18 protein-coding genes are annotated in these 24,647 nt (G+C 71.8%); 6 read left to right on the forward strand and 12 right to left on the reverse strand.

Going from position 1 to position 24,647, the window contains the following annotated elements; genetic code table 11:
* Nucleotides 1-116: 116 nt before the first annotated feature.
* Nucleotides 117-1,736, forward strand: a complete 1,620-nt coding sequence (locus ABZS58_RS12015; protein WP_354780397.1) for an amidohydrolase — start codon at nucleotides 117-119, stop codon at nucleotides 1,734-1,736.
* Here ABZS58_RS12015 and ABZS58_RS12020 read toward each other — a convergent pair.
* The 5 genes from ABZS58_RS12020 to ABZS58_RS12040 are packed head-to-tail and all read right to left on the reverse strand — an operon-like array spanning nucleotide 1,733 to nucleotide 10,233.
* Nucleotides 1,733-6,544: an FtsK/SpoIIIE domain-containing protein gene (locus ABZS58_RS12020; protein ID WP_354780399.1), complete on the reverse strand. Its 4,812-nt coding sequence runs from the start codon at nucleotides 6,542-6,544 to the stop codon at nucleotides 1,733-1,735. The genes ABZS58_RS12015 and ABZS58_RS12020 overlap by 4 nt on opposite strands.
* On the reverse strand, nucleotides 6,541-7,701 hold the full coding sequence (locus ABZS58_RS12025; RefSeq protein WP_354780400.1) for a VWA domain-containing protein: 1,161 nt from the start codon (nucleotides 7,699-7,701) through the stop codon (nucleotides 6,541-6,543). The genes ABZS58_RS12020 and ABZS58_RS12025 overlap by 4 nt, the downstream gene beginning before the upstream one ends.
* 2 nt (nucleotides 7,702-7,703) lie before the next feature.
* Nucleotides 7,704-8,642 carry a MoxR family ATPase gene (locus ABZS58_RS12030; protein WP_354780403.1) on the reverse strand — a complete coding sequence of 313 codons (939 nt, stop codon included), beginning with the start codon at nucleotides 8,640-8,642 and terminating at the stop codon, nucleotides 7,704-7,706.
* Nucleotides 8,642-9,880 carry a serine protease gene (locus tag ABZS58_RS12035; protein ID WP_354780405.1) on the reverse strand — a complete coding sequence of 413 codons (1,239 nt, stop codon included), beginning with the start codon at nucleotides 9,878-9,880 and terminating at the stop codon, nucleotides 8,642-8,644. Before ABZS58_RS12035 ends, ABZS58_RS12030 begins: the two co-directional genes overlap by 1 nt.
* Complete coding sequence (locus ABZS58_RS12040) at nucleotides 9,880-10,233, reverse strand: CU044_2847 family protein (protein WP_354780407.1); 354 nt, start codon at nucleotides 10,231-10,233, stop codon at nucleotides 9,880-9,882. The genes ABZS58_RS12035 and ABZS58_RS12040 overlap by 1 nt, the downstream gene beginning before the upstream one ends.
* Nucleotides 10,234-10,494: 261 nt before the next feature.
* On the opposite strand from ABZS58_RS12040, the gene ABZS58_RS12045 reads away from it, so the two are divergent.
* Nucleotides 10,495-11,298 (forward strand): class I SAM-dependent methyltransferase, encoded by an 804-nt coding sequence (locus ABZS58_RS12045; RefSeq protein WP_354780409.1) that lies wholly within the window; start codon nucleotides 10,495-10,497, stop codon nucleotides 11,296-11,298.
* 292 nt (nucleotides 11,299-11,590) lie between these two features.
* On the opposite strand, the gene ABZS58_RS12050 is transcribed toward ABZS58_RS12045, so the two are convergent.
* Nucleotides 11,591-12,451: an NAD(P)H-binding protein gene (locus tag ABZS58_RS12050; RefSeq protein ID WP_354780411.1), complete on the reverse strand. Its 861-nt coding sequence runs from the start codon at nucleotides 12,449-12,451 to the stop codon at nucleotides 11,591-11,593.
* A gap of 83 nt (nucleotides 12,452-12,534) precedes the next feature.
* Between ABZS58_RS12050 and ABZS58_RS12055 the strand changes: the two genes are divergently transcribed.
* From ABZS58_RS12055 to ABZS58_RS12070, 4 genes are all read left to right on the forward strand, one after another.
* The gene (locus ABZS58_RS12055; protein WP_354780413.1) at nucleotides 12,535-13,233 is read left to right on the forward strand and encodes a TetR/AcrR family transcriptional regulator; all 699 of its coding nucleotides are present in this window, start codon (nucleotides 12,535-12,537) and stop codon (nucleotides 13,231-13,233) included.
* 516 nt (nucleotides 13,234-13,749) lie between these two features.
* Entirely contained in the window at nucleotides 13,750-14,346 is a 597-nt protein-coding gene (locus ABZS58_RS12060; RefSeq protein WP_354780415.1) for a hypothetical protein, read from the forward strand.
* A 9-nt stretch (nucleotides 14,347-14,355) separates the two neighbouring features.
* Nucleotides 14,356-15,018 (forward strand): DNA alkylation repair protein, encoded by a 663-nt coding sequence (locus ABZS58_RS12065; RefSeq protein ID WP_354780417.1) that lies wholly within the window; start codon nucleotides 14,356-14,358, stop codon nucleotides 15,016-15,018.
* Nucleotides 15,019-15,246: 228 nt separating this feature from the next.
* A complete protein-coding gene (locus ABZS58_RS12070) occupies nucleotides 15,247-17,274 on the forward strand; it encodes a DUF4132 domain-containing protein (protein ID WP_354780419.1) in 2,028 nt (675 codons plus the stop codon).
* On the opposite strand, the gene ABZS58_RS12075 is transcribed toward ABZS58_RS12070, so the two are convergent.
* From ABZS58_RS12075 to ABZS58_RS12100, 6 genes are all read right to left on the reverse strand, one after another.
* Nucleotides 17,242-17,880 (reverse strand): hypothetical protein, encoded by a 639-nt coding sequence (locus tag ABZS58_RS12075; RefSeq protein WP_354780421.1) that lies wholly within the window; start codon nucleotides 17,878-17,880, stop codon nucleotides 17,242-17,244. The genes ABZS58_RS12070 and ABZS58_RS12075 overlap by 33 nt on opposite strands.
* 331 nt (nucleotides 17,881-18,211) lie before the next feature.
* A complete protein-coding gene (locus tag ABZS58_RS12080; RefSeq protein ID WP_354780423.1) occupies nucleotides 18,212-19,279 on the reverse strand; it encodes a glycoside hydrolase family 11 protein in 1,068 nt (355 codons plus the stop codon).
* Nucleotides 19,280-19,464: 185 nt separating this feature from the next.
* A complete protein-coding gene (locus ABZS58_RS12085; RefSeq protein ID WP_354780425.1) occupies nucleotides 19,465-20,457 on the reverse strand; it encodes an ABC transporter permease in 993 nt (330 codons plus the stop codon).
* The gene (locus ABZS58_RS12090; RefSeq protein WP_354780427.1) at nucleotides 20,454-21,959 is read right to left on the reverse strand and encodes a sugar ABC transporter ATP-binding protein; all 1,506 of its coding nucleotides are present in this window, start codon (nucleotides 21,957-21,959) and stop codon (nucleotides 20,454-20,456) included. Before ABZS58_RS12090 ends, ABZS58_RS12085 begins: the two co-directional genes overlap by 4 nt.
* Entirely contained in the window at nucleotides 21,959-22,999 is a 1,041-nt protein-coding gene (locus ABZS58_RS12095) for a sugar ABC transporter substrate-binding protein (protein WP_354780429.1), read from the reverse strand. Before ABZS58_RS12095 ends, ABZS58_RS12090 begins: the two co-directional genes overlap by 1 nt.
* Nucleotides 23,000-23,007: 8 nt before the next feature.
* Nucleotides 23,008-24,333 (reverse strand): enolase C-terminal domain-like protein, encoded by a 1,326-nt coding sequence (locus ABZS58_RS12100; protein WP_354780431.1) that lies wholly within the window; start codon nucleotides 24,331-24,333, stop codon nucleotides 23,008-23,010.
* Nucleotides 24,334-24,647: the final 314 nt, after the last annotated feature.

Genomic DNA, 24,647 nt, shown 5'->3' on the forward strand with positions numbered 1-24,647 from the left:
CCGCGAACACTTCGCCGACCGTCGATGTGGTGATGGCACCATCACATCGACGGGCATGCCGGTCAACGGGGTGGACCCTTTGCGTACCCCCACCGTTGCCCTGCATGCTGCCGTTCATGAGTGCGCTGCTGTTCGCCAACGGGCGGGTCTTCGCCCCCGGTTCTCCCGAGCCCGTCGAGGCCGTGGCCGTCCGCGACGGGCAGATCGTCGCCGTCGGCTCCCGACCGGCCGTGCTGTCCGAATTGTCCGGCAGTGCGTTCGACGTCGTCGACCTCGACGGCCGCGCGCTCGTCCCCGGCCTGCAGGACGCGCACATCCACCCCGTCTCCGGCGCCCTCGAACGCCTCCGCTGCGACCTCACCCCGTGGCACACGAAGGCCGACTACCTCGCCGCCGTCGCCGCCTACCCCGGCGACGGCTGGATCACCGGCGGCGGCTGGTCGATGGCGGCGTTCCCCGGCGGCCTGCCGCACCGCGAGGACCTCGACACCGTCGCCCCCTCCCGGCCGGTCTTCCTGCCCAACCGCGACCATCACTCGGCGTGGGTGAACAGCCGCGCGCTGCTCATCGCGGGCATCGACCGTGACACGCCGGACCCGGCCGACGGGAGAATCGAGCGGGACCCGGCGGGGGAGCCGACCGGGGTCCTGCACGAGGGTGCCATGGACCTGATCACCGGCCTGCTGCCGGCCGACACCGCCGCCGACTACGACCGTGCCCTCGCCGAGGCGCAGCGCTACCTGTTCAGCCTCGGGATCACCGGCTGGCAGGACGCGATCGTCGGCGCCTACGCCGGCGCCCGCGACCAGTTCGACACCTACGTGTCCGCGGACGCCGCCGGCACCCTGCGCGCCCGCGTCACCGGCGCCCTGTGGTGGGACCGCGCCGGCGACGCGTCACAGATCGGCTTCTTCGAGGACCGCCGCTCACGCGCCTCGCACGGCCGCTTCCGCGCCACCGCCGTGAAGATCATGCAGGACGGCGTGGCGGAGAACTTCACGGCCGCCATGATCGACCCGTACATCGGCCAAGGGGTGCACTGCGGGCACTCCAACGTCGACCCCGCCCACCTCGCACGGTACGTCGCCCTGCTGGACGCCGCCGGCTTCGGCGTCCACTTCCACGCCATCGGCGACCGCGCCGTCCGGGAGTGCCTCGACGCCGTCGCCGGCCTCACCAGGCCGTCCGGGGCCCGCCACCACCTCGCGCACCTCCAGGTCGTCGATCCGGCTGACGTACCGCGGTTCGCCGCGCTGAACGTGACCGCCAACATCCAGGCCCTGTGGGCCACCCATCACGAGCAGAACGACACCCTGTGCGTGCCGTTCTTCGGCCCGGAGCGGGCGGCCCGGCAGTACCCGTTCGGCTCGATCGCCCGCGCGGGCGGCCGCCTCGCCGCCGGCAGCGACTGGCCCGTCACGACCCCGGACCCGTGGTGGGCGATCCACGTCGCTGTCAACCGCACCGAGCCCCCGGTCTCCGCCGAGGCCGACTGGCCGACCTCCCAGGTCCCGATGCTCCCCCACGAGGCGCTGTCCCTGGAGCAGACCCTGACGGCCTACACGATCGGCTCCGCATACGTGAGCGGCACCGACGACCAGACGGGCTCGATCACGGTCGGTAAGGCCGCCGACCTGGTCGTCCTCGACCGCGACCCCTTCGAACCGGACACCAGGCTCTACGAGACCACCGCCGACCTGGTCTTCATCGACGGCGTGCTGGTCCACGAGCGTTAAAGGCTGAGCAGGACCGGCCGGATCCGCCCGTCCCGTTCGATCGTTGTGGCGTGCTCGTCCGCTGAGGCCGGGTCCGGCACGGCGATCGTCGGGGTATCGAGGTCGATCAGCTGCCACACCGCGCCGGACGGTTCGCCGGCCGTCTCGTCGCTGGCCACGACAAGATGGAGGCCGAGCTCCCGTCCGTCCGGCAGGAACTCCGCCAGGCTGTCCAGGGCGGACCGGTCCCCGGTGATGCTCCACAGCTCCGGCCCGGTCCACGAGGTCCGGGTCACGAGGTGCCGCGCCGGGATGTTCGGCCGGGGCAGCCTGCCCTCGATCAGACCGGCGACCTGGGGGCTGTCGAGGGCGTCGAAGACGCGGCCGTCCGCCCAGTCGGCCAAGGTCGACAGCAGCCGGTCGACGACGTTGCCGGTGCCCTGGATCAGCAGGTGTGGGTGGCGTGCGAAGTCGAGGACGCAGTCGGAGCCGTCGTCCTCGTGCACGCCGATCCGCAGCCGCAGGTCGGGTTCGACCCGCGGTGCCGGTTGTCCGGTCCACGCGCCGGCAAGCTCGGCGACGTAGGCGTGATGGTTGCCGCCGACGTGCCGGACCGGCGCCGCGAGCTGCACCCGGTCCCCGTGCTCGACATGGCCGCGACCTGGGCGCCCGCCCCGGATCCGGCGCGCGTCGACGGCGGAGAACCGGGAGGTCGCCGGGTCTTCGAGCGACAGTTCGACGAGCGGCCGGAAGCCGGAGAGGTCCGCACCGAACGCGGACCAGGACGTGCCGGTGGCCACGACGGTGGCCAGGCCGTCGGTGATCAGATCCCGGACGACAGGGTGGTCGCGCACGACCCTCGGCCAGTTGTCGACGATCACCACCACCGGCGGCTCCGCACCGCGTGGGCGGCGGTCCAGGAACGACACCAGGCGGGCGATGGCGGCCCCGTCGTGGCGGTGGAAGACCCCACCGACGAACGGCAGGTCGGCGATGGTGTTGAGCCCGCCGCCGAGGCAGTACACGTGACACGGCAGGTCCTGGCGGGCGATGGCGGCGACAACGGTCTGGAGGACGGTCGTCGTGCCGCTGCCGCGTTCGCCGACGATCGCGACGTGCACCGACCCGCCCGAAAGGTCGATCGTGAAGGGCGCCTGCCGGTGCTCGCGGGCGGTGTCGGCCAGCCCGATCGTCACCCCGTCGGCCGGCAGGTCGCCGAGCGCGACCACCGGCGGCAGCGGCGGCAACCAGATCTGGTGCACAGGGCCGCCATGGCCGGCCGCCGGGACGGCGAGGGTGCCCAACACCTGGGAGTTTCGGAAGCGGCGCAGGCTTTCGTCGACCTTGCTCCTCAGGTAGCCGTGGCCGTGGGCGTGGGGCAGCTCGAACGCTTCCGGGCCGCCGAGCACGACGCGGGACTCGTCGGCCGTGAAGGTGCGCAGGGCGATCCGGTAGGTCAGGTACGTGTCCAGGCCCACCAGCCGGCGCTCCTCCAAGCGCTGGGTGGACAGCAGCAGGTGGATGCCGAGCGTACGGCCGACCCGGCACACCTGCAGGATCGTGTCGATGACCGACGGTTGCGCATCGAGCAGTTCGGTGAATTCGTCGATGACGATGACGAGCTTCGGCAGGGGTTCCGTGGAGCTCTGCCTGCGGCTGATCTCGCCGGCCAGGACGTCGACGAGGCGGTCCACCAGCGACGGCTCCGCGGAGAGCTTCACTGCCAGACCGGCGAGGTGCGGCAGGTCCTCCAGCCCCGCGAACGTGTCCCGGCCGAAGTAGGAGACCGGCAGGACGTTCAGCTCGGCGGGGCTGTTGGCGGCGGCGAGCCCGAGGATCACCGCGCGGATCAGCTCCGACTTGCCGGACCCGGCCGCGCCGACGATGATCCCGTGCGGACCCGTGCCGCCCTGGCTGGGATCGCGCAGGTCGAGCAGCACCGACCGGCCGTCCGGATCGCTGCCGATCGGCGCGACCAGCCCCGGCGCGGCCCACGCCCGGACCGGCTCGGCCGGCGGGGACGGCGGCGGCCGATCGAGGTGGAACCGCCGTACGACCGGTCCCTCCACGATCAGCTCACCGTCCGCGGACTCGCCGGGCTCATCGAACAGTCGGATGAACGGTGCGGTCAGCAGCAACAGGTGCGACACCAGGGGGTAGGCCTCCGGCGAAGGGGCAAGCGCGATGACGTGCAGGCGATGCTCGCGAGCGTTCCGCAGGAACTCGATCATCGGCGTCAGCGGCTCGAGGTCGCCGTCGCCGATCATCCACAGTTCGTCGTCGCGGGCCCCCTGGGACCGCCGTAGCTCCTCGACGATCTCCTCGACCTGGTCGGGTCCGACGATCCGGCCGGTGACCGACCGTTCGATCATCTGCCGGACCGTCTGCCGATCCGCGGGGGACCCGCCTTTGACGAGAAGGTGCGGCTCGGTGGTGAAGTCGATGGCGAACTCGGCGCCGTCGGGCTCGAACGTGCCGAGGCGGACCCGGCCGGGTGACCGGATGACGGCGAAGTCCCGCATGTAGGCGTCGTGGGTGTCGCCGGTGGAGCGGATGGGCAGGGCGATCTGCAGCTGCAGGCCGTCGGTGACCAGGGCACGGCCGGGCCCTTCGAAACGCAGCAGGCGGCCGGCGGGCACCGAGATCCGGGAGGGGGCCCGGTCGGCGAGGCAGAGCTCGATCGTCGTGCCGAACGCCGCGAGGTGTTCACCGCTGAACCGGCTCCACCGTTCGTCGGTCGCGACGATGACCGCCTTGCCGGCGAAGACGAGGTCGTCGAGCGCCGGGTACCTGCGCAGTGCGTCCGCCCAGCCGTCGATGACCAGCACGGCGTCGCCGGAGGGGGCGCGCTGGAGGAAGGAGAGGAGTTCGGTGATCGCGTCGGTGTCGGTCGCGGGGTCCCAGACGTCGATGACGGGCGGCAGGTCGATGAGCGAGCCGAGGTCGCCGCCGAGGCAGTACACGCTGGTCGGGCGCGCCGTGCGGGCGAGGGAGGTGACGATGGTCAGCAGCGCGGTCGTCTTGCCGGTGCGGGGTCCGCCGACGATCACGACGTGGCCGGAGTTGCCGGTCAGGTCGACGTTGAGCACCCGCCGCTGGTGGTCGCGGGGAGCGTCGACCTCGCCGATCGTGACATCACCGGCGGGAAGGTCACCGAGCGCGAGTTCCGCCGGCAGCGGCGGCAGCCACACCTGGTGGACCGGCCCGCCGTGCCCGGCCATCCTGCCGACGAGATGGTCCAGCAGCGTCGCGGATCGTGGAGCGCCGTACGGGTCGAGAATGTCTGCCCACGACGGCGCCGGTGGCGGGTAGGGGCCGGACACGTACGCCGCGCGGAACCGGAGCAGGGCACCGGTTTCGATCCGCAGATAGCCGTGGCCCGGGCCCCCGGGCAGATGGAACGCCTGCGGGCCGCCGATGGCGTCGTGTGACTCGGCCTGGGAGAGCGTGCGCAGGACGATCCGGTGTGACAGCAGCGGCTCGAGTCCGCGCGAGCGGCCGGGTTCGAACCGCTGGGTGGACAGGATCAGGTGGATGCCGAGGGAGGGGCCGAGACGGCCGACGGTGACGAGGACGTCGACGAACGACGGATCGATCGTGAGGAAGGAGTGGAACTCGTCGATGACGATGAGCAGGCGCGGGCGGGTGACGGTGGTCTTCTGCTGCCGGCGGTCGACCTCGCCGAGCAGGACCTGCTTGAGCCGCTCGACCAGCGACATCACGTCGCCGTTGTCGACGACCAGGCCGGCGAGATGCGGCAGTGACTCGAGGCCGGCGAACGTGGCGCCGCCGCGGAAGTCGACGGGCAGGATGTTGAGGTGCTGCGGGCTGTTGGTGACCGCGAGCCCGAGGATCAGGGTCCGCAGCAGTTCGGACTTGCCGGAGCCGGTCGCGCCGACGATCATCGCGTGCTGGCCGGGCGCCAGCAGGGAGAGCGTGACCGGCCGGCCGTCCGGGTCGGAGCCGATCGGCACGGGCAGCGGCTCCGCGGAGTCCCAGGCGGGGGTGAACGTGGCCGGGTCGATGCCGTGCAGTGCCGGGAACGGCGTGGCCCGGTAGCCGTCCAGGGCCAGTTCGCGGACGCGCTGCCGTGGTGGCGGCGGGACGAGCCGGGTGATGGTGTCGAGGATGCCGGCCGCCAGGTCGCGCCGGGACGGGTCGGTGTGCGTGACCGACTCGAGGTACAGGGCGATGGCGCGCACGTCGGCGCCCGGGAGCAGGGCCAGCTCGGCGAGTTCGGCCAGCGCCTCGGGCCCCTGGTCGGCGATCGCGAGCCGGGTCCGCTCCTGCAGGGAGGCGCGCGGGCGCAGGCGGCCTGACATGGCGACGAACCACTCGCGGGTCAGCGCCGGGCCGCCGGCGGCGGTGCGGTTCGCGGCGAGCCAGTCCGCGGCGCGGGCGGGGTCGACGAGGTTGAGGGCGGTGAGGCGCTGGGCGTGTTCGAGCTCGGGCTGGGTGTGCCAGGTCGGGTGCTGATCGGTGTACTGCTCCAGCAGCACCGCCACGCGGGCCGGTCGTTCGGCGCCGAACCGGGCGACGAGGGAGGCGAGGAGCGCGTCGCGCAGGGTGGGGTCGATCTCGTACAGGTCCTCGCCGACCTCGCGGAACAGAGGTGACAGCAGCAGCGCCGCCTCGGCGTCGAACGGCAGGACGGTCGGCGGGTCGAGGAAGAAGTTGATGCGCAGCAGGTGCAGCAGGCCCGCGTCGACCGCGACGGGGACGGCCGCGTGGCAGGCCAGCTCCAGCGCACCGGCGGGCAGCCGGGACCGCGCGGCGGCCAGGCGGGCCGCGACGGGGGAGGCGCGCACCCACGCGCCGGACGTGGTCACAGCGGCCTGGCCACGGGGAACGGGCGGCCGCGCAGGACGTCGACGGCCTGGTACATGCCGGCGCGGGTCAGCGGGAACATCGGCAGGTGCCGGGCGACCTGCTCGGCGGTGCTGCGCGGCCAGCGGGACGCGGGCAGCGGGTTGAGCCAGGAGACGGCGCCCGCCGCGGCGTGCAGGGCCTTGCCGAGGGCGACGGTGTCCAGCAGCCGGGCCGGGCTGAGCGTGCCACGGGCCGCGCCGGCGTCGCTGATGACGGCCGCGCCCGTCGTCGCGGTCACCAGGGAGAGCACCGAACGCAGCGACACCGGCACCGTCAACGCGGGGTCCTGATACAGGGTGCCGTCCCGCAACGGTGGCAGGGCGGGCAGGACCGCGTCGATGGACGGGTCGAACGGGTCGGGGATCGCGTCGAGCAGCGCGGCATCAGCGCTGCCCGCGGTGTTGTGGAAGTAGACGACCGTGAGCGCGCTGAGCCGGCCGGCGCGCTGGATCGCCTGCACGACATGCGAGACGTACCGGTGGAACGGCGTCATCGAACCCTGCCGGTCGACGAGCAGCAGCAGCCGGGTCGTGTTGCGGCGGGCCGGGACCAGCACCGGGGGCACCGGCACGCCGAGCCGCGCGGAGCGGTGCAGTGTCTCGTCGACGTCGAGCTCGACGGGTGGCCCGTGCCGCGTCGGGCGGCGCAACCCGCGCCACACCTGGACGATTTCGCGTTCGGTCAGCGGGTACTGCGGGGTCAGCACCAACCTGGTGTCGACGCGTCCGGTGCCGGGCGGCGCGGCCGGCAGGTCGTCACCGGGGGCGGCGACGGGCGGCGGGGCCGGCTCCACGACAGCGGGAACAGGGTCGGCGACCGGTGCTGGACCGTCCGCAACGGACGGAGGGGGAGCCGGCACCGGGACCGCCGGCGCATCGGCGACCGGTGCGGCAAGAGTCCATTGTGGAGCTTCCACCCGGGCGAACGCCGCTCGTACCATGGCAGCCTCCGAAGCCGTCTTCGCCCACAGCATCACGCACAGCTCGGTGAGGGCCGCGGCCGACGTCCAGCCGAACCCGGCCGCCAGGGCCCGGCGCAGCGCGTCGCAGTCGTCGACGCCGAGCGGCAGGCCCCGCCGCCGGAGCTGGTCGATGAGGGCGTGGACGAACGGCGGCACGCTCAGCGCTCCAGCCGCAGCGCGTCGGCGTGCTGCTTGATGAGCACCCCCGCGTAGGGCAGCCGGCCGGCCGACCCGTCACGGCCGGGTATCACGCCGACGGCCTGCAGGTAGCTGACCCAGTCCAGCAGCTCGCTGAGGCCCGGCTTCTTCGCCAGGTCCATGGACCGCAGCCGCAGCAGCGTCCCGATCGCCGAGGCGCGGAGGTCGACGTCGCCGATGCCGTGCAGGGCGAGGATCGCGTCGAGCTCGTCGACGGCGTCGGGGAATCGGACGTGGTGGAACACGCACCGGCGCAGGAACGCGGCCGGCAGCGCCTTCTCCTCGTTGTTCGTGACCACGATGACGGGCCGCAGGTCGGGCCGGTCCGCCGGCACGGCGTGCCGCCCGCCGCCCGCCTCGGGCACGTCGAACGCGAGCTGGTCGATCTCCCGCAGCAGGTCGTTGGGGAAGTCGATGTCGGCCTTGTCGATCTCGTCGATGAGCACCATCGACCGGCGGCCGTGCCCGGCGCGGACGATCGCCCGGCCGAGCGGCCCCAGCCGGACATAGGCGGCCTCGTCCAACGGGGACCCGCCGCGGCCGGCCTGCGTGTCGTAGAGGCGGCGGACGGCGTCGTACACGTAGAGGAGATCCTGGCCGCGGCTGGTCGACTTGATGTACGCCTCTTCGAGCGGCAGTCCGAGGGCGTACGAGACGGCGTACGCCAGACGCGTCTTGCCCGCGCCGGGGTCGCCCTGCAGCAGCAGCGGCCGGCCGAGCGCGATCGCGACGTTGACCGCCTCCTCGAGCTCGGCGGACGCGCGGTACGGCTCCCGCTCCCGCGTCTCGGACCGCGCCTGCGGCCCGGGCGGCCCGGCCGCTTCGATCTCGCGCCGCTCCGGCAGCTCCGCGAGCCGGTCGAACCGGACGGATGTGTCGACGTGATGGCGTGTGCGCATCAGGCCCCCAGGTCTTCGAGATCGCTGAGCAACTCGTCCGGCTCGTGCCGTACGCGGGTGATGCAGGTGGTGAGCTCCTCGTACGTGAACCGCACGTTGAGGTCGTCGCCGATGCGTCCGACGATGTCCGACGTCCACGCTTCCGCGAGGTGCCGCGGCCAGTGCTTGGACGAGATGACGTGCGTCGCCCACTGCTGCACGTCGCGGTGCGCGAACTGCGGCCGGGGCAGGGCTGTCACCGCGTCGGGGTATCCGCCGTCGGGCACGCCGAGCAGGAACAGCATGAACCAGTGGTCCGGCCGTCCGTACGCCTCCCGGACCCGCTGGACCAGCTCGGCGACCGCGCCGGCGGAGGTGCCCCGCACCGACACCGGGCAGATGACGTTCCGCGACCGCAGCACGGCGGTGTAGCGGGTCACCGCCTGCGCCGCCGTGTCGACGGAGTTCAGCACGGCGCTCATGTCCAGCCAGTACTGCCGGTCGATGTCGCCGACGTACTGCCGCAGCCACGCGCAGAGGTTCTCCACCACGGCCTGCTCGTCGGCGTCGACGCCGAAGACGATGACCCGCTGCCGGTCACACGCGGTCATCGCGTCGAGGATGGCCGTCTTGAGCAGGTCCAGGTCGAAGTAGGCGGTGTCGAGCAGCTGCCGCACGGGCAGCGCCCGGTCCGAGCGCTTGACCGCGGCGCCGAGCTTGAACCGGCCGACGACACGGGCGACCGGCACCGCGTAGAGCACGTTGGCGGCCCCGGCGCCCGCGTCGACCCGCTCGCGGACCTGCTCGACCAGCACACCGATGACCGCCCCTTCGACGGTCACCGCGCTGCCCGAGTATCCCCGGTAGTCCCGCAGCACCTCCGCCACGTGCAGCTGCAGCACCATCATGTCGATGCCGCCCTGGTTGACGATCGAGTGGGTGACCGCGGTGACCTTGCCGGTCAGCTGCGCGTCGTGATCCCTCGGCTGCGCCGTCACCCGCCACTCGTCGTGCAGGAGCGCATGCCTCAACGGAGGCACGACCGCCAGGGACTCCGCGACGCGCAGCGTGGCCACATCGATCGTGATGTCACGTTCGATGTGTTCGACCGCGAGTCGTACCCCCGCCGCCGTGACGAACGCGAGGTCCTCGGGCCGCCACTTCCGCACCACGTGCGCCGCCGTGGCGACGATCCGGTCCGTCAGGACGAACCCGCTGCCCAGATCGGTCTTCCCGGCGACGATGCGCCCGTCGATCATCAGCTCTGGCCGGTCTCACCGGCCTGGTCCGCGGCTCCGTCGGCGGCGGGCTTGCGGCGCAGGGTGACGGTCACCTCGAACGTGGCGCCGGTCGTCGCGCGGGAGACGACCACGCCGGCCTCGGCGTTGAGCGTGACGCCGAACTTCGCCTGCAGCTCCGCGACCTCCCACCCGGACAGGTCGGGCGTGACGTTCGCGGCGACGGCCCGCACCCCGGCCACGACGGCCGACTGCACGTCGGAGATCCGGTCCCGCAGCCGCTCCACGGTCCCGTCACCCCACGAGATCTCCCGCCCGCCGCCGACCTCCACCACCTGCACGACAACACCGTCGGCCACCACCGCGTCGCTCATGGCCACACCGTACCGTCCGATGGACCGCCCTCACTATCGACGGTCCGGCGGACATCACGCCGGAGTGTTCATCCTTACCTGGTCGCCGGCGCCGTGTTCGTCGGGTTCACGAACACCTCTCGGCCGACCCTGCACGGGGGTCATCCGGGTCGATCAGGTCCATTGATGCCTTTTCCGGTAACGATCGGCAGGTGCACCCTGCCGTGCCTGGCATCGAGAATTGGGTGCCTGCCGTAGGAGTTGCGCTCCTACTCTCTGTTGGTGAGCGATAGCAATGACTACGTGAGGTTGCGAGAGACCTTCAACGAGGACGCTGCACGCTATGACCGTGCCCGCCCTCGATACCCAGTGCAGATGTTTGATGATCTCGCTGCGGCCGGGGTAGCGCCCGGGGCGAGAGTGCTGGAGATTGGCTGTGGCACTGGGCAGGCGACCGTGCCGTTGGCCCAGCGGGGCTACCGCATTGTGGCTGTCGAGTTGGGCACGGACATGGCAGCTGTGGCTCGGCGAAATCTTGCCGCGTTCGACGCGGTGGAGGTCATTACGGCGGCGTTCGAGGAGTGGCCCTTGCCCAATGAACCGTTCGACGTGGTGTTCTCCGCTACCGCGTTTCACTGGATCGACCCCGCGGTGCGGGTGTCGAAGTCTGCTGACGCTTTGCGTCTCGGTGGTCTGCTGGCCACCGTGGGAACCCGCCACATCGCTGGCGGTACCTGGACCGAGGAATTTTTCGTTGAGATCCAGAAGTGCTACGAGCGCTTCGATCCGTCGACCCCACCGGGTCTGCGTCTTGAGACTGCTCGTGACATCGTCGAAGACGATCGGGAGCTCACCTCGTCGGGGCGATTCGGGCCTGGGAAGTTCTACCGATACGAGTGGGAGCTGCCGTACTCGACAGCTGACTACCTGGATCTGCTGTTGACCTACTCCGGACACCGTGCCTTGCCGGACGTGCAGCGGAGCGCACTGCTGAACTCCATCGCGCGGCTGATTGACGTGGACTACGGGGGTCAAATTGTCAAGCGCTACCTGACTGAGCTGCGGATCGCCCAACGAGTCCGGTGAATCGCTTCGCCCAGTGGCGGTTCGATTCAGCAGAGCGCCCGTCTCCCCGCTGGGGAGCTGATTGAAGGGCAACAATGGCGCCCCGTGCAGGTCGGTTGCACGGGGCGCCCGAGATTCTGTGCGAGGCGCTCTCGTCACGGAGGGCCCTCCCGGAGGCTGGCGCGCAGGGCGGTGAGCGGAATGAAGGCCGTGCCGTTGCCGAGTTCGTTCGGTGTCGGGCCGGATGACCGTTGTCGCGTCGGTGCCCATCCGGCGTGCCGCGAGGTCCGCGGCACGCCGACACCCGCAGCATTCATGCTTCCCGCGGCGGTTCTTGGGCCAGAAGGTCCGCGACGGTCCGCGGTGCCCGGCCGAGGAGGGTTTCGAGGGTCGGGTCGACGCCCGTGAAGCGGCCTTCGCGGGCGGCCTGGAAGATCGAGAGCGTGAACCGGGCCATGAACTCCGGGGCGCCGTCGGCGACGCGCGCGGCGACGAAGTCCTCGTCGTCCACGACGACCCGCGAGACATCGCGGCCGGTCAGCTCCGACGCGGCCGCGGCGATGTCGTCGAACGTGACCGCGGCGCCGGCCGTGAGCGTGACCGGGCCGTCGAAGGAACGCCCGGCGAGGATGACCGCGGCCGCCTCGGCGGCGTCGGCGCGTTCGGTCCATGAGACGGGGCCGTCGGCCGGGGCGGCGATGACCCCGGTCTCGCGCCACGGTCCGAGCAGCCACCCGAGGCTGTGCGCGTAGAAGCCGTTGCGCAGGGACGTCCACGCGACCCCGCGGTCGGCGAGGACCGCCTCGGTGGCCGCGTGATGCCGGGCCGGCTGGAACGGGTTGTCGAGCCCCGCTCCCTGATGGCTGGTGTACAGGATGCGCGTGGCGCCCGCGGCGACGGCGGCCTCGACCGCGGTGCGGTGCAGGGCGACCGAGTCGCCGTGCGGGTCGTTGGAGGAGACGAGCAGGACCTGGTCGGCGCCTTCGAAGGAGTCGAGCAGGGCGGCCGGGTCGTCGTACGCCCCGCGCCGCACCCGCACGCCGCGGTCGGCGAAGTGCTGTGCCTTGCCGGTGTCGCGGACGCTGACGCCGATCTGGTCCGCCGGGACGAGCTTGAGCAGGTGCTCGACGGTGGCGCCGTTGAGTGCGCCGGTCGCGCCGGTGATGACGATCATGAGGGCTCCCGATATCGGTGATACTGAAACGACGATATCAAGGATAGCATCACTGGTATCCACCTTCTGATATCGTCGATAACATGGAGGACGCCCGTGACCGCACCCGGACGCAGCTCGTGGAGGTCGCCGCCCGGCTCCTCGCCGACGGCGGGCCCGACGCGGTCACCACCAGGTCCGTGGCGCTCGCCGCCGGGCTGCAGGCACCCGCGATCTACCGGCTGTTCGGCGACAAGGACGGGCTGCTCGACGCCGTCGTCGCGCACGGGCTCGCCACCTACACCGGGCAGAAGCGGCTCGATCCCGCCGCCGACCCGGTCGACGCCCTGCACGCCGGCTGGGAGCTGCACGTCGGCTTCGGCCTGGCCAACCCGGAACTGTTTCGCCTCATGCACACCGCCCGCCGCACCGCGGGCGGCCGCGCCGCCGTCGAGGCCGGTGAGCGCGTCCTGCGGGAGCGTGTGCGCCGGGTCGCCGCCGCCGGGCGCCTCCGCGTCACCGAGCGCCGCGCCACGGAACTCATCCGGTCGGCCGGCAACGGCGTCGTACACACCCTGATCGAGCAACCGGAGCACGAGCGCGACGAAGCGCTCGCCGGCACCGCCTGGGACTCCGTCTGCGCGGTCATCCTCACCGACCGGCCCGCGATCGGGACGGGGCCGTCCGCCGCCGCCGTCACGCTGCGCGCCGCCCTGCCGGACCTGCCGGGATTCACCCCCGCCGAGCGCTCACTCCTCGGCGAATGGCTGGCCCGGATCGCCGAGCCACCCGGCACCTCCTGAAGTCCCCGCCCCGGTGGCCGCCGCTGTGCCGTTTATGATCGCGGCCATGAACGCACCCCGGTCGCCGCTCGCCCACCAGGTCGACACGCTGCTCACGGCGATGCAGACCCGCGACGCGGAAGGGTTCGCCGGCGGCGTCCAGGCCATCGGGCAGGAGGTGCCGGGAGCCGCACCGGACGAGGTCCAGGCCGCGCTCGTCCGCCTGGAGCCCGCCCTGCAGGTGTCCTTCGGCATCGCGGGCGATCTCGCGCAGCTGGTCGGCGGCATGGCCGGCTACGGCACCGACCCGTCCGTGGTCGTGCCGACGCTCGTCGACCGGGCCGCGGACGCGATGGAGTCCGCCGCCCGCTTCGCCGAGCTGCACCGGGCGTCGTTCGGCGAGCCACCGCGACCCGACGCACACGACCAGATCGGCCCGCCCCGGAACGCTTCGCCGGCGCCGCCCAGGACCTCGACGGGCGGGCGGCCGAGCTGCTCCTGCAGGCATGGTTCTGCGCCGACGCCTGGGTCCAGCCGGTGCTGTACCTGTGCCAGCGCGCCGACGTGCGGGCCGCGCTGCCGCAGCGGGACCGGCTGGCCGCGGCGATCGAACCGGTCCGCGAGACGCACGACACGCCGCACTGGCTCTCCGGGCTGCTGAGCGTCCTCGACGACGAGCCGCTGCTGGTCCTGGACCGTAGCTTCGCCGGCACCGGCCGTGGATACCGCGTCACCATCGGCGGCATCGGCGACAACTTCCAGCTGCACACCCTGCTCGCCGCCGCCCTGATCGGCGACCCGGCCCGCGGCCTGCTCCCGGGCCGGGCGCCGACCGCGGCCGAGGTGGCCGCCGCCGGCACCGGCGACGACCTGCAGCCCGCCGGCGGCCTGCGCGGCAACTGGAACCTGGTCGACGCCGACGGCGCATGGATCTGGAACGAGGGCACCCCCGCCGACATCCCGCACCTCGACGGCGTCCGGGTGGTCGTGCTGGAGCCCGAGCCGTACTCCCGCAGCTGGGACACCGGCCGCGCGTACCCGCTGATGACCCCGCTGCTACGGGTCGACGCCCCGCTCCCGGCCGACGAGGCCGCCGCGTGGCTGAGCCGGGTCAAGCCGGCGGCCGGCCGGTAGACTGCCCGGGTGGCTGAGACGACGGTGACCGAGGTGCTGGCCTCGCTGGCCGCACTCGAGGACCCGAAGGCCCGCGCCGTGAATGAGCGCCACGGCGACGACCACGGTGTCAACCTCGGCAAGCTCCGCGCCCTGGCGAAGCAGCTGAAGACGCAGCACGACCTCGCGGTGCGGCTGTGGGCGACCGGCGACACCGCCGCGCGGCTGCTGGCCCTGCTGATCTGCCGCCCCAAGATGTACGAGCGGGACACCCTGGACGGCATGCTCCGCGAGGCACGCGTCCCCAAGGTGCACGACTGGCTCGTCAGCTACGTGGTGAAGAAGAGCCCGCACTGCGAGGCACTGCGGGTGGCCTGGTTCGCCGACACCGACCCCGTCGTCGCGAGCGCCGGCTGGGCCCTCACCGTCGACCGCGTCGCGAAGCACCCCGACGGCCTCGACCTCGACGCGCTCCTCGACCGCATCGAGGAGCGGATGAAGGACGCCCCGGACCGCCTGCAGTGGGCGATGAACCACTGTCTCGCCCAGATCGGCATCTCACACCCAGCGCTGCGCGCCCGCGCCGTCGACATCGGCGAACGCCTCGAGGTCCTCAAGGACTACCCGACCCCGCCGAACTGCACGTCACCGTTCGCGCCCACCTGGATCGCCGAGATAGTCCGCCGCCAGTAGCCACCGTTGCAGGACGCGACCGTGCCGCCGGCACGGACCGCCGCCGCGTCCCCGGACCGCCCCATGTCCTCGTAGGTCGTCGCGAGGCTCGCAAACGACGATGGGTGCCGCGCCGCGATGCACTCGGCGACCGGCGGCGGCGACGAGCCCGCTCCGGCACTTGGTTGCAACCTACCGCCGGGGTACGACATTTTCCCGCACCCGGCCGCTCCGCTACGGTTCGCGACCATGGAGGCTGAGGTGACAGCAGACCCGACCGTCATGGCCTGGGAGGACGGGGAGCGGGAGCTGTGGTGGTCGCGGGCGGCGGCGCTGGAGCACGGGCGTGAGCAGCCCGCCTGGGTCACGGCGGCGACCAGCGCGGACACGCTCGCCGACCTCACCCCGGCGCAGCTGTCGTGGCTGCTCGTCAAGGGGCCCGAGGCGTCGGCGCGGGCGCTGCTCAACGCGTCGCTGCTGCTCGTCAGGGCCAGGCAGCAGCTGGACCTGGACCGGGTCGCGGTCGCGCGGTTCGAGCTGGACGCGTTGCCGCTCGCGCTGCACGACGCTCGTGAGCACGCCGACCGGCTGGGCTGGCTGATGCTGCCGTTCCGGGGGCCGGAGCCGGCGGCGCTGGTCGCGGGGTGGCTGCGGCATCTCGGGTCGGCGCGGCAGTGGGCACGGCTGTGGCTGCACCGGCACGCCGAGGCCGCCGCGCGGGCGCTGGTCCCGGTCGCCGAAGGCCGCCCGGGCAGGGCGCGGCAGCAGGCGGAGGACGCGCTGCGGTTCCTGATGACGACCGGCCACGAGGTGCCCGTCGTCAAGACCGCGGCAGGGCCGGCACCGCGGAAACGCAGAGGCCTGACGCAGCCGCTGGCCGAGGCCCGGCTGGCGGCGCCACCGGAGCCCCCGCCCGGCGATCCCGCTCCGCACCGCAGCGAAGTGCCCTTCTTCGTGGCGTCGTCGTCGGCCGCGCAGCCGTTCGTACATGAGGCGGATCCGGAAATGGAGAAGCTCATCGCGGACTGTGACAACCCCGCGGAACTCGGCCGGACGTTGCTGCGGCAGTGGCTGGCCGACGGGATGCCGGTCGCCGGCGCCTGGGTGCTGCCGGCGCAGGCCCACGTCGGCGACGACGCCACCATGGACATGCTGGCGCCGCTGGTACGGTCATGGCCCGCCCGCAGCCGCTACGCTCGCGCCGTCGACGGGTTCGCGGTGCTGGCGACCGTGGGCACGGACGTTGCGCTGCGCCATCTGCTGGCGATCGAGGCGGGCATGTCCGGCGGTCCGACGAACGAGCGGGCCCTGGCCTACCTCACCCAGGCCGCCGCGCTGCGCGGGCTGTCGGTGACGCAGCTGGCGGACCGGCTGACGGTCACGCACGGCCTCGACACGGGCCGCACCCTGGACTACGGGCCGCGCGCGTTCACGATCGCCGTCGACGCGCACCTCACCCCGCACGTCGTCGACGCCGGCGGGCGACGGTCGGCGCGGCCACCGAAGCCGGGTGCCAGGGACACGAATCCCGATGCGTACCAACACTTCCTGCAACTGAAGAAGGACCTGCGGGCGACCGCTTCGGCGCAGATCGCGCGGCTGCACAAGGACATGCTCACCCGGCGGCTGCGCCCGGCCCGGGACCTGCCGACGGTGGTGCTGCCGCACCCGATCCTGGGACCACCGGCGCGGCGGCTGCTGTGGGGCGAGTACGACGGACAGGGCCGCCTGCTGCGGGCGTTGCGGATCGCGGAGGACGGCAGCTTCGCCGACATCGACGACGCCACCGCCCTCGTGGACGACGGCGCGCAGCTCGGCATCGTGCACCCCGCGGACCTGGGCGACGACCTGGCGAGGTGGGCGCAGATCGGCACCGACTACGAGATCCTGCCACCATTCGCGCAGCTGCACCGCCCGGTGGTCCTGCTGACCCCGCAGGAGCGCGCCGCGACCGGCCTGCCGGGCTTCGGACCCGTGCCGGCGGACCGGCTCGCGGCGCTGGAGCAGTCCGGCGGCTGGCAGGGCAACGGCTACCACCCGTCGAGCCGGGTGCACACCCAGCTGGCGCACACGCTGCCGGGCGGGCTGACCCTCGTCGTCGAGCTGGAGCCGGGGCTGCCGGCGCTGACGTACACCGCGACCGGCGAGGTGCACGTCACCGAGATCTGGGTCGACGACGCCTGGTCGGACCACCTGCAGCGCACCCGGCACATCCCGATGGGCGCGTGCGACGCCGCGGCGCTGTCAGAGCTCCTCGTCGAGCTGCGACCCGTCTGAGATCGCCGGTGGGTCCGCTTCGTCCTTCTTCCGCTTGAACGGTGCCGCGACCTTCCCGGCGACGGTGGTCGCGGCGCCGGAGATCGCACCGCCGACACCCTTCACCGCGGTCAGCGCCTGGGGCTCGACCGGGGAGCCGTCGACGTCCACGCTCCGGAACGGACGGGTGACGGTGCCGACCGCGGCCCCGACACCGGTCTTGACCGTCTGCGCGGAGTTGCCCACCCAGGTCCCGGTCGAGCGGGCCGCGTCCTGCAGGGCGACGAGTGCCCGGTTCGGCTCGTCGTCCTTCTCCGGCTTCTGCTTGATCTCGACCGCGAGGTGCGGCGGAAACCGGTCGGGCGCCGCGGGGAACGCCTCGTGCGCGGCGTCGACGACCTCACGCCCGAACACGAAGCGGGTGACCCCGCCGACCAGCGCCCCGACGCCGTACTCGACGGCTGCCTGCTGTTTCACGCCCAGGCCCGCCCGCACGTTTTCGAGCCGGCCGGTCTGCACACCACGCACGAGCTCCTGGGCGGCACCGGCGGGCAGCGAGCGCGCCAGCGTCTCGGCCCAGTGCGACCAGTCCTGCTGGCCGGTCGCGATGCTCTTGCCGAGATCCACCGGGGTCGACGATCGTGCGAGGTCGGCGGCGATCGCCGCGATCTGGCCCTGCCCGACGCGTTCGTTCGAAAGGCCGTAGACGAGCGCGCGGGCCTGGGCCTGGTCGAGGCTCGGCCTCGAGGGTGACCGTCTCGATGTCAGTCAAGGCTCATCTCTCCAGAGTCGAAATGGTCATCCGGCGAAGGAGGCCGCGACCTGCTCGATGGATGAGCCTACTGCCGTGACCGCCGCCGAGACTGGGACTCTCGGCGGCAATCCCGGGTCCGAAAAGATGACCGCGGTGCGCTGACGAGGGCCGCGCCGGGACGGGAACCCGGCGCGGCCCGGACGGTCAGCGGCAGGCGGCGCCGTTGAGGGTGAACCCGCTCGGCGCGCCGGCGTTGCCGGTGTGGTTGGCCTGGAAGCCGATCGTCGTCGAGGCGCCCGGCGCGAGGGAGCCGTTGTAGCTGACGTTGGTCGCGGTGACCTGGCCGCTGCTCGGCGAGAACGTGGCGCTCCAGCCGGAGGTGATCGTCTGCCCGGCCGCGAGGTTGAACCGCAGCGACCAGCCGTTGATGGGGGTCGTGCCGGTGTTGGTGATGGTGATGGTGTCCGTCAGGCCGGTGTTCCAGGCGTTGACGGCGTTCGTCACCTGGCACGAAGCGGTGCCGCCACCCGGCGGCGGGCTCGACGCGCCCTGCGAAGGCCGCGGCGACGAGGTGGTCGGGCCGGGACCGGGGCCCTCGCTGACCGTGATGCTGGAGCTGCCGCTGCTCTGGTAGCCCTCGGTGGCGAGGATCTGGTAGTCGTGCGTGCCGAGGTTCAGCCCGAGGCCCGCCCAGGCGTTGAAGTGGTTGGCGGTGGTGATGGTGCCGCCGGTCCGCTTCTGCTGCCGGACGCTCCAGTACTGGTAGAACGTCGCGGTGCCGATGATGGAGGGCTGGTTCACGCGCTGCGTGCGGTAGATGTCGTACGTGCTGCCGTCGGTGGTCACCGAGCCGAGCCGCTGCGCGCCGGTGCTCGGGTTGTAGCTGCCGAAGTTCTCCACCACGTAGTACTCGATGAGCGGGTTGGTGGTCCACCCGTACAGCGCGAGGTAGCCGTTGCCGTTCACGTTGAACGTGCCGGAATAGTTCACCGTGTGGCTGGAGCCGGGTTTCCAGCCCTTGCCGACCACGGTGTTGTTCATGTTGCTCCACTGGACGCTGTACGAGCCGCCGGCGCCCAGCGTCATGGTGACGTTGCCGGTGTCCTTCCAGTAGGAGAAGAAGTAGCCGTTGTGCGTGCCGGTGGTGTTCGCGGTGACGGTCCGGTCGGCCTCGGCGCTGGCGGTGCCGGTGGTCAGCGCGACCACGCCGGCGGCGACGAGGGCGGAGCACGCCCCGCCGACCAGCAGAAGGCGTCTGAAGTGGGTGTTCATGCTGCTCCCTTCGATGCAGTCAGGGCAACTGTCGTCGAAAGCGGGAGCGTCGTTCGGGACCGGCCGTTTCGAAAGTCGGGGCCGTGTCTGAGCTGCCGGTCCACACCAGGATCGGCCGGCGTGACGTGAAAGTTTCGCAAGGTGTGGTGGGCGGCGACCGCCAAGACACCGCCCACCACACCGGTCTAGGAGTCCTGGGCCTTGCCCGTCGTGACCCGTGCGAGGATCAGTGCGACGAGGATGATCAGGCCGTACACCGCCTGGATCCACTGCGCGGAGACGCCCGCGAGGGTCAGGATGTTGCTGATCAGGCCGAGGACCAGCACGCCGCAGAGCGCGCCGAACAGGGTGCCCTTGCCGCCGTCCATGCTGACGCCGCCGATGACCGCGGCGGCGAAGACCTGGAAGATCAAGCCGTCGCCCTGAGCTGCGGCGATCGACCCGAGCCGGCCGGTCATCAGCAACCCGGCGAGCGCGGCGAGGCCGCCCGCGACGATGAAGACGATCCACATGACGCGGCCGCTGCGGATGCCGGCGGCGCGGGCCGCGTCGACGTTGCCGCCGATCGCGTAGACGGCCCGCCCGTGGCGGAACCAGCCGAGCAGCGCGATCCCCACGGCGAAGAGCGTGCCGCAGAGCCAGATCGACACGGGCAGGCCGAGCCACGTGGCGTTGCCGAGATACAGCACCGACGGCGGGAGCTCGAACATGCTCTGGCCACCGGTGATGCCGATCTGCAGCCCGCGCAGCGTGATGAGCATGCCCAGCGTGACGATGAACGCGGACAGCCCGAAGCGCAGGATCAGCAGCGCGTTGAGCGCGCCGACGAGCAGCCCGATGAGCAGGATCAACGGCACCGTCAGGGCGGACGGCCACCCGGTGCCGAGGCCGTTGCTGGCGACGGGGACGACCAGCGCGACGCCCAACGCCGGCGCGAGACCGACGGTCGACTCCAGGGACAGGTCGAAACGGCCGCCGATCAGGATGACCGTCTCGGCGAGGACCAGCAGCGACAGCTCGGTCTGCTGCTGCAGCACGTTGGTGATGTTGGCGCTGGACAGGAAGACGGGGTCGACGATCGCGCCGACGACGAGCAGCAGCAGGATCGCCGGGACGAGGGTGAGGTCCCGCATCCTGGCCAGGCGGATCCCGGACAGCCGGGCCGGGACTGTGGTCATGACGAGACTCCTTCGACGGCGGCGACCACGTCGGTGTCGCTCCACCCGGCGGGCAGGGCCGCGACGACGCGGCCGTGGAACATGACGAGGACCCGGTCGCAGTGCCGCAGGTCGTCGAGCTCGTCGGAGACCATCAGCACCGCCGTTCCGGATGCTGCCGCGGCCCGGACGGCGCCGAGCAGCGACTCCTTGGAGCGCACGTCGACCCCGGCGGTCGGGTTGATGAGGACCAGGACCTGGGGCGAGGTGCTCAGCGCGCGGGCGAGGACGACCTTCTGCGCGTTGCCGCCCGACAGGCTGCTCACCGGCGCCGACGGCCCTTCGGCCCGGATGTCGTAGCGCTCGATGAACGTGTTCGCCGTCTCCCGCAGACGTTTCGGCGCCACGTAGCCGAAGCGCCCGAAGGTCGAGGCGATCGGCAGGGTCGCGTTCTCCGCCACCGACAGCAGCGGGACGAGGCCTTCGCGGTGCCGGTCCTGCGGGACGAGGCCGATCCCGGCGGCGAGCGCGGCGGGCACGCTCCCCGGCGGCACCGGCCGGTCCGCCACGCTGACGCTCCCGGAGCCGGGGCGCCGCAGCCCGCCGACGGTCTCGGCGAGGGCCACCTTGCCGCTGCTGCCGGAGCCGGTGACCCCGACGATCTCGCCGGCCTTCACGTCGACGTCGATGCCATCGTACGAGCCGCGCAACGTCAACCCGGTCAGCCGCAACGCGACCGGGGTGGACGGGTCGGCCGGTGGCCGCGGCCGCACCGCGGTCAGTCCGACCGCCTCGCCGGTCATCGCCGCGACCAGGGCGTCGTGGTCCACTTCGGACACCGGCGCCGTCAGTACATGACGAGCGTCCCGCAACACGGTGACGGTGTCGCAGACCGCGTAGACCTCCTGCAGGTGATGGGAGATGAACAGCATCGTCACCCCGGTCGCGGACAACGCCCGCAGCCGGCCGAAGAGCCGGTCGATGGCGGTCGCGTCGAGCCGGGCGGTCGGCTCGTCGAGGATGATGAAGCGGGCGCCCTGCGACAGCGCCCTGGCGATCTCGACGAGCTGCCGCTGCTCGACGCCGAGGTCCCCGGCGCGGGCGGCGGGGGAGACGTCGACGGCGTACTCGTCGAGGAGGTGCGCCGCCCGGCGGCGCAGCGCACCCCAGCGGACGACGTCGCCCTGCCGGTTGAGGAACAGGTTCTCCGCCACCGACAGCTCGGGGATGATGGTGGAGCGCTGGAAGACGCACGCGACGCGGCGGCGCCACGCGGCCCGGTCCGACACCGGCGGGGCGGGCTGACCGTCGAAGGCGATCGCGCCGGCGTCGGGGCTCTGCAGGCCGGTGAGCAGCGACACGAGCGTCGACTTGCCCGCGCCGTTGCGGCCCACGAGGGCGTGGGTGCTGCCGGGCGCGACCGTGACCGACACGTCGTGCAGTGCCGTGGTCGCGCCGAAGCGTTTGCTCGTGTGGACGGCCTCCACCGCCGGGACGGTGGAGGCGCCGGTCGCGTCGGTCATCACTTGCCGATCTGGTTGCCCCACAACGCCGAGTCATCGACGTTGTCCTTGGTGACGAGCGGGGCGGGGAGCTGGTCCTCCAGCAGGCCGTCGCGGACCTGGACGATGGTGCTGTCGTGGTCGGTCTTGCCGGGCTGGAACGTCTTGCCGTCGACGGCGGCCTTCGCGTAGAAGAGCGCGTACTTCGCGTACAGGTCGGCGGGCTGTGACACGGTCGCGTCGATCTCGCCCTTGCGGATCGCGTCGAACTCCTGCGGGATGCCGTCGTTGGACACGATGAAGATGTGCTTCGGGTCGCTCGGCGGGACGAGGAGGTTCTTGGTCCGCAGCAGCTGCAGCGTCGGGGCGAGGAACACGCCGCCGGCCTGCATGTAGATGCCGTTGATGTCGGGGTGCTGGGCGAGGCGGGTCTGCAGTGCCGCGGACGCCTTCGCGCCCTCCCAGTCGGTGGGTTCGGCGAAGACGGTGATGCCGGGGAACTTGCTGGACATGCATTCGGCGAACGCCTCGGAGCGGTCCCGGCCGTTGACGCTGGACAGGGATCCCTGGAACTCGACGACCTTGCCCTTGCCGCCGAGCTTGGCGCCGAGGAACTCGCAGGCCTTCTGTCCGTAGGCGCGGTTGTCGGCGCGGACGACCATGTAGACGTTGCCCTTGTCGGGGCGGGTGTCGACGGTGACGACCGGGATCTTCTTCTGCTCCAGCTGGGTGAGTGTGGTCGCGATCGCGCCGGTGTCCTGCGGTGCCATCACGATCGCCTTCGCACCCTGGCTCGTCAGGGCCTGGGTGTTCGCGACGAGTTTGGCGATGTCGTTCTGCGAGTTCGTCGGCGTCATCAGGTTGAGGCCGGTGTCCTTCGCGAACTGCGGGATGTACTTGGCGTAGGAGTTCCAGAAGTCGGAGTCGGCGCGCGGCAGATCGACGGCGATCGGCTGGCCCTTGGCGTTCTGCGACTCCCCGGTGCCGGGTGACGCGGACGAGTTGCAGGCGGCGAGGGTGGCGACGGAGACGACCAGGGCGGTGGCCAGTAACAGTCTCATGTGGATCCTCAGGGGGTGTTGGTGGTGCTCCAGATGGGGCCGTCCGGAAACGCGAAGCGGGCGCGGCTCTCGGCCCGCATGGTGGAGCTGAACCCTGGTGCGAGCGGCGCCAGGTAGTGCCCCCGGTGCACGTGCACCGGGTCGGTGAAGTGTTCGTGCAGGTGGTCGACGTATTCGATGACCCGGTTGTCCATGGACCGGGACACCGCGACGTAGTCGAACATCGACAGGTGCTGGACGAGCTCGCAGAGCCCGACCCCGCCGGCGTGCGGGCACACCGGCACGCCGAACTTCGCGGCGAGGAGCAGGATCGCGACGTTCTCGTTGACCCCGGCGACGCGGGCGGCGTCGAGCTGGACGAACGAGACCGCGTTGAGCTGCAGCAGCTGCTTGAACACGACCCGGTTCTGGACGTGCTCACCGGTCGCGACGGGAATCGGCGCGATCCGCCGCGCGATCTCCGCGTGCCCGACGACGTCGTCGGGGGAGGTCGGCTCCTCCACCCACCACGGGTCGAACGGCTGCAGCGCACGGACCCACTCGACGGCCGTGCCGACGTCCCACCGCTGGTTGGCGTCGACGGCGATCCGCACATCCGGTCCGCACACCTCGCGGGCGATCCGCATCCTGCGCAGGTCGTCGTCGAGGTCGGCGCCGACCTTGAGCTTGATCTGCGTGAACCCGTCGCGCATCGCCTCCCGGCAGAGCCGGGCGAGCTTGACGTCGTCGTAGCCGAGCCAGCCGGGTGACGTGGCGTACGCCGGGTAACCCTTGTCGAGCAGCGTCTGGATCCGCTCCTCGCGGCCGTCTTCGCCGCGGCGGAGGAGCTTGAGGGCGTCCTGCGGGGTCAGCGCGTCGGACAGATACCGGAAGTCGACGAGGTCGACGAGCTCCTCGGCCGGCATCGACGACAGCAGCCGCCACAACGGCAGCCCGGCCCGCTTCGCCTTCAGGTCCCACAGCGCGTTGACGACCGCGGAGATCGCCATGTGCATGACGCCCTTCTCCGGGCCGAGCCAGCGTAGCTGCGAGTCGTAGACGAGCTCGCGGTACAGGCCGCCGAGATCGTCGAGGATCTCCTTCACCAGACGTCCGACGAGATAGGGCGCCAGGGCCTGGATCGCGGTGGTCTGCACCTCGTTGCCGCGGCCGATCGTGAACGCGAACCCGTGCCCCTCCTGCTGGTCCTCCTTGCCCGCGCCGTCGCCGGTACGGATGACCACGTAGGCGGCCGAGTAGTCGGGGTCGGGGTTCATGGCGTCGGAGCCGTCGAGGTCTCTGGAGGTGGGGAACCGCACGTCGTAGGTGTCCAGCGACACGAATCGGTTGGTCATGGCCCTCCCTCGTCCAGGTACCGCCGCTGTTTCGAAGACATCCGATGTCTAGCAGGCTCCGGCTTCCCTCGGCAAGGGGTAAAATCTTGGAGGCTGTCGCTTTTGTTCTTCCGGACAGAAGTTCGGAACCCTTCTTGACGAAGTCATACCTCCGATGTTCACTCTGTGTCGAGGGTTGTCCATGGTTCGATGAGCGGACCCACCGCTCGCAGACCTGCGGACGACACCCTGCAAGGCGACGCCGACGCTGCGCAGGGTAGGCACCCCGGTCGCGGAAGGCGCCTTCCGCGGCCGGCGTGCTGCGCTGTGCCAGC

Origin of the sequence: Dactylosporangium sp. NPDC005555, assembly GCF_040605635.1 — a bacterium.
Classification (GTDB): Bacteria; Actinomycetota; Actinomycetes; order Mycobacteriales; family Micromonosporaceae; genus Dactylosporangium.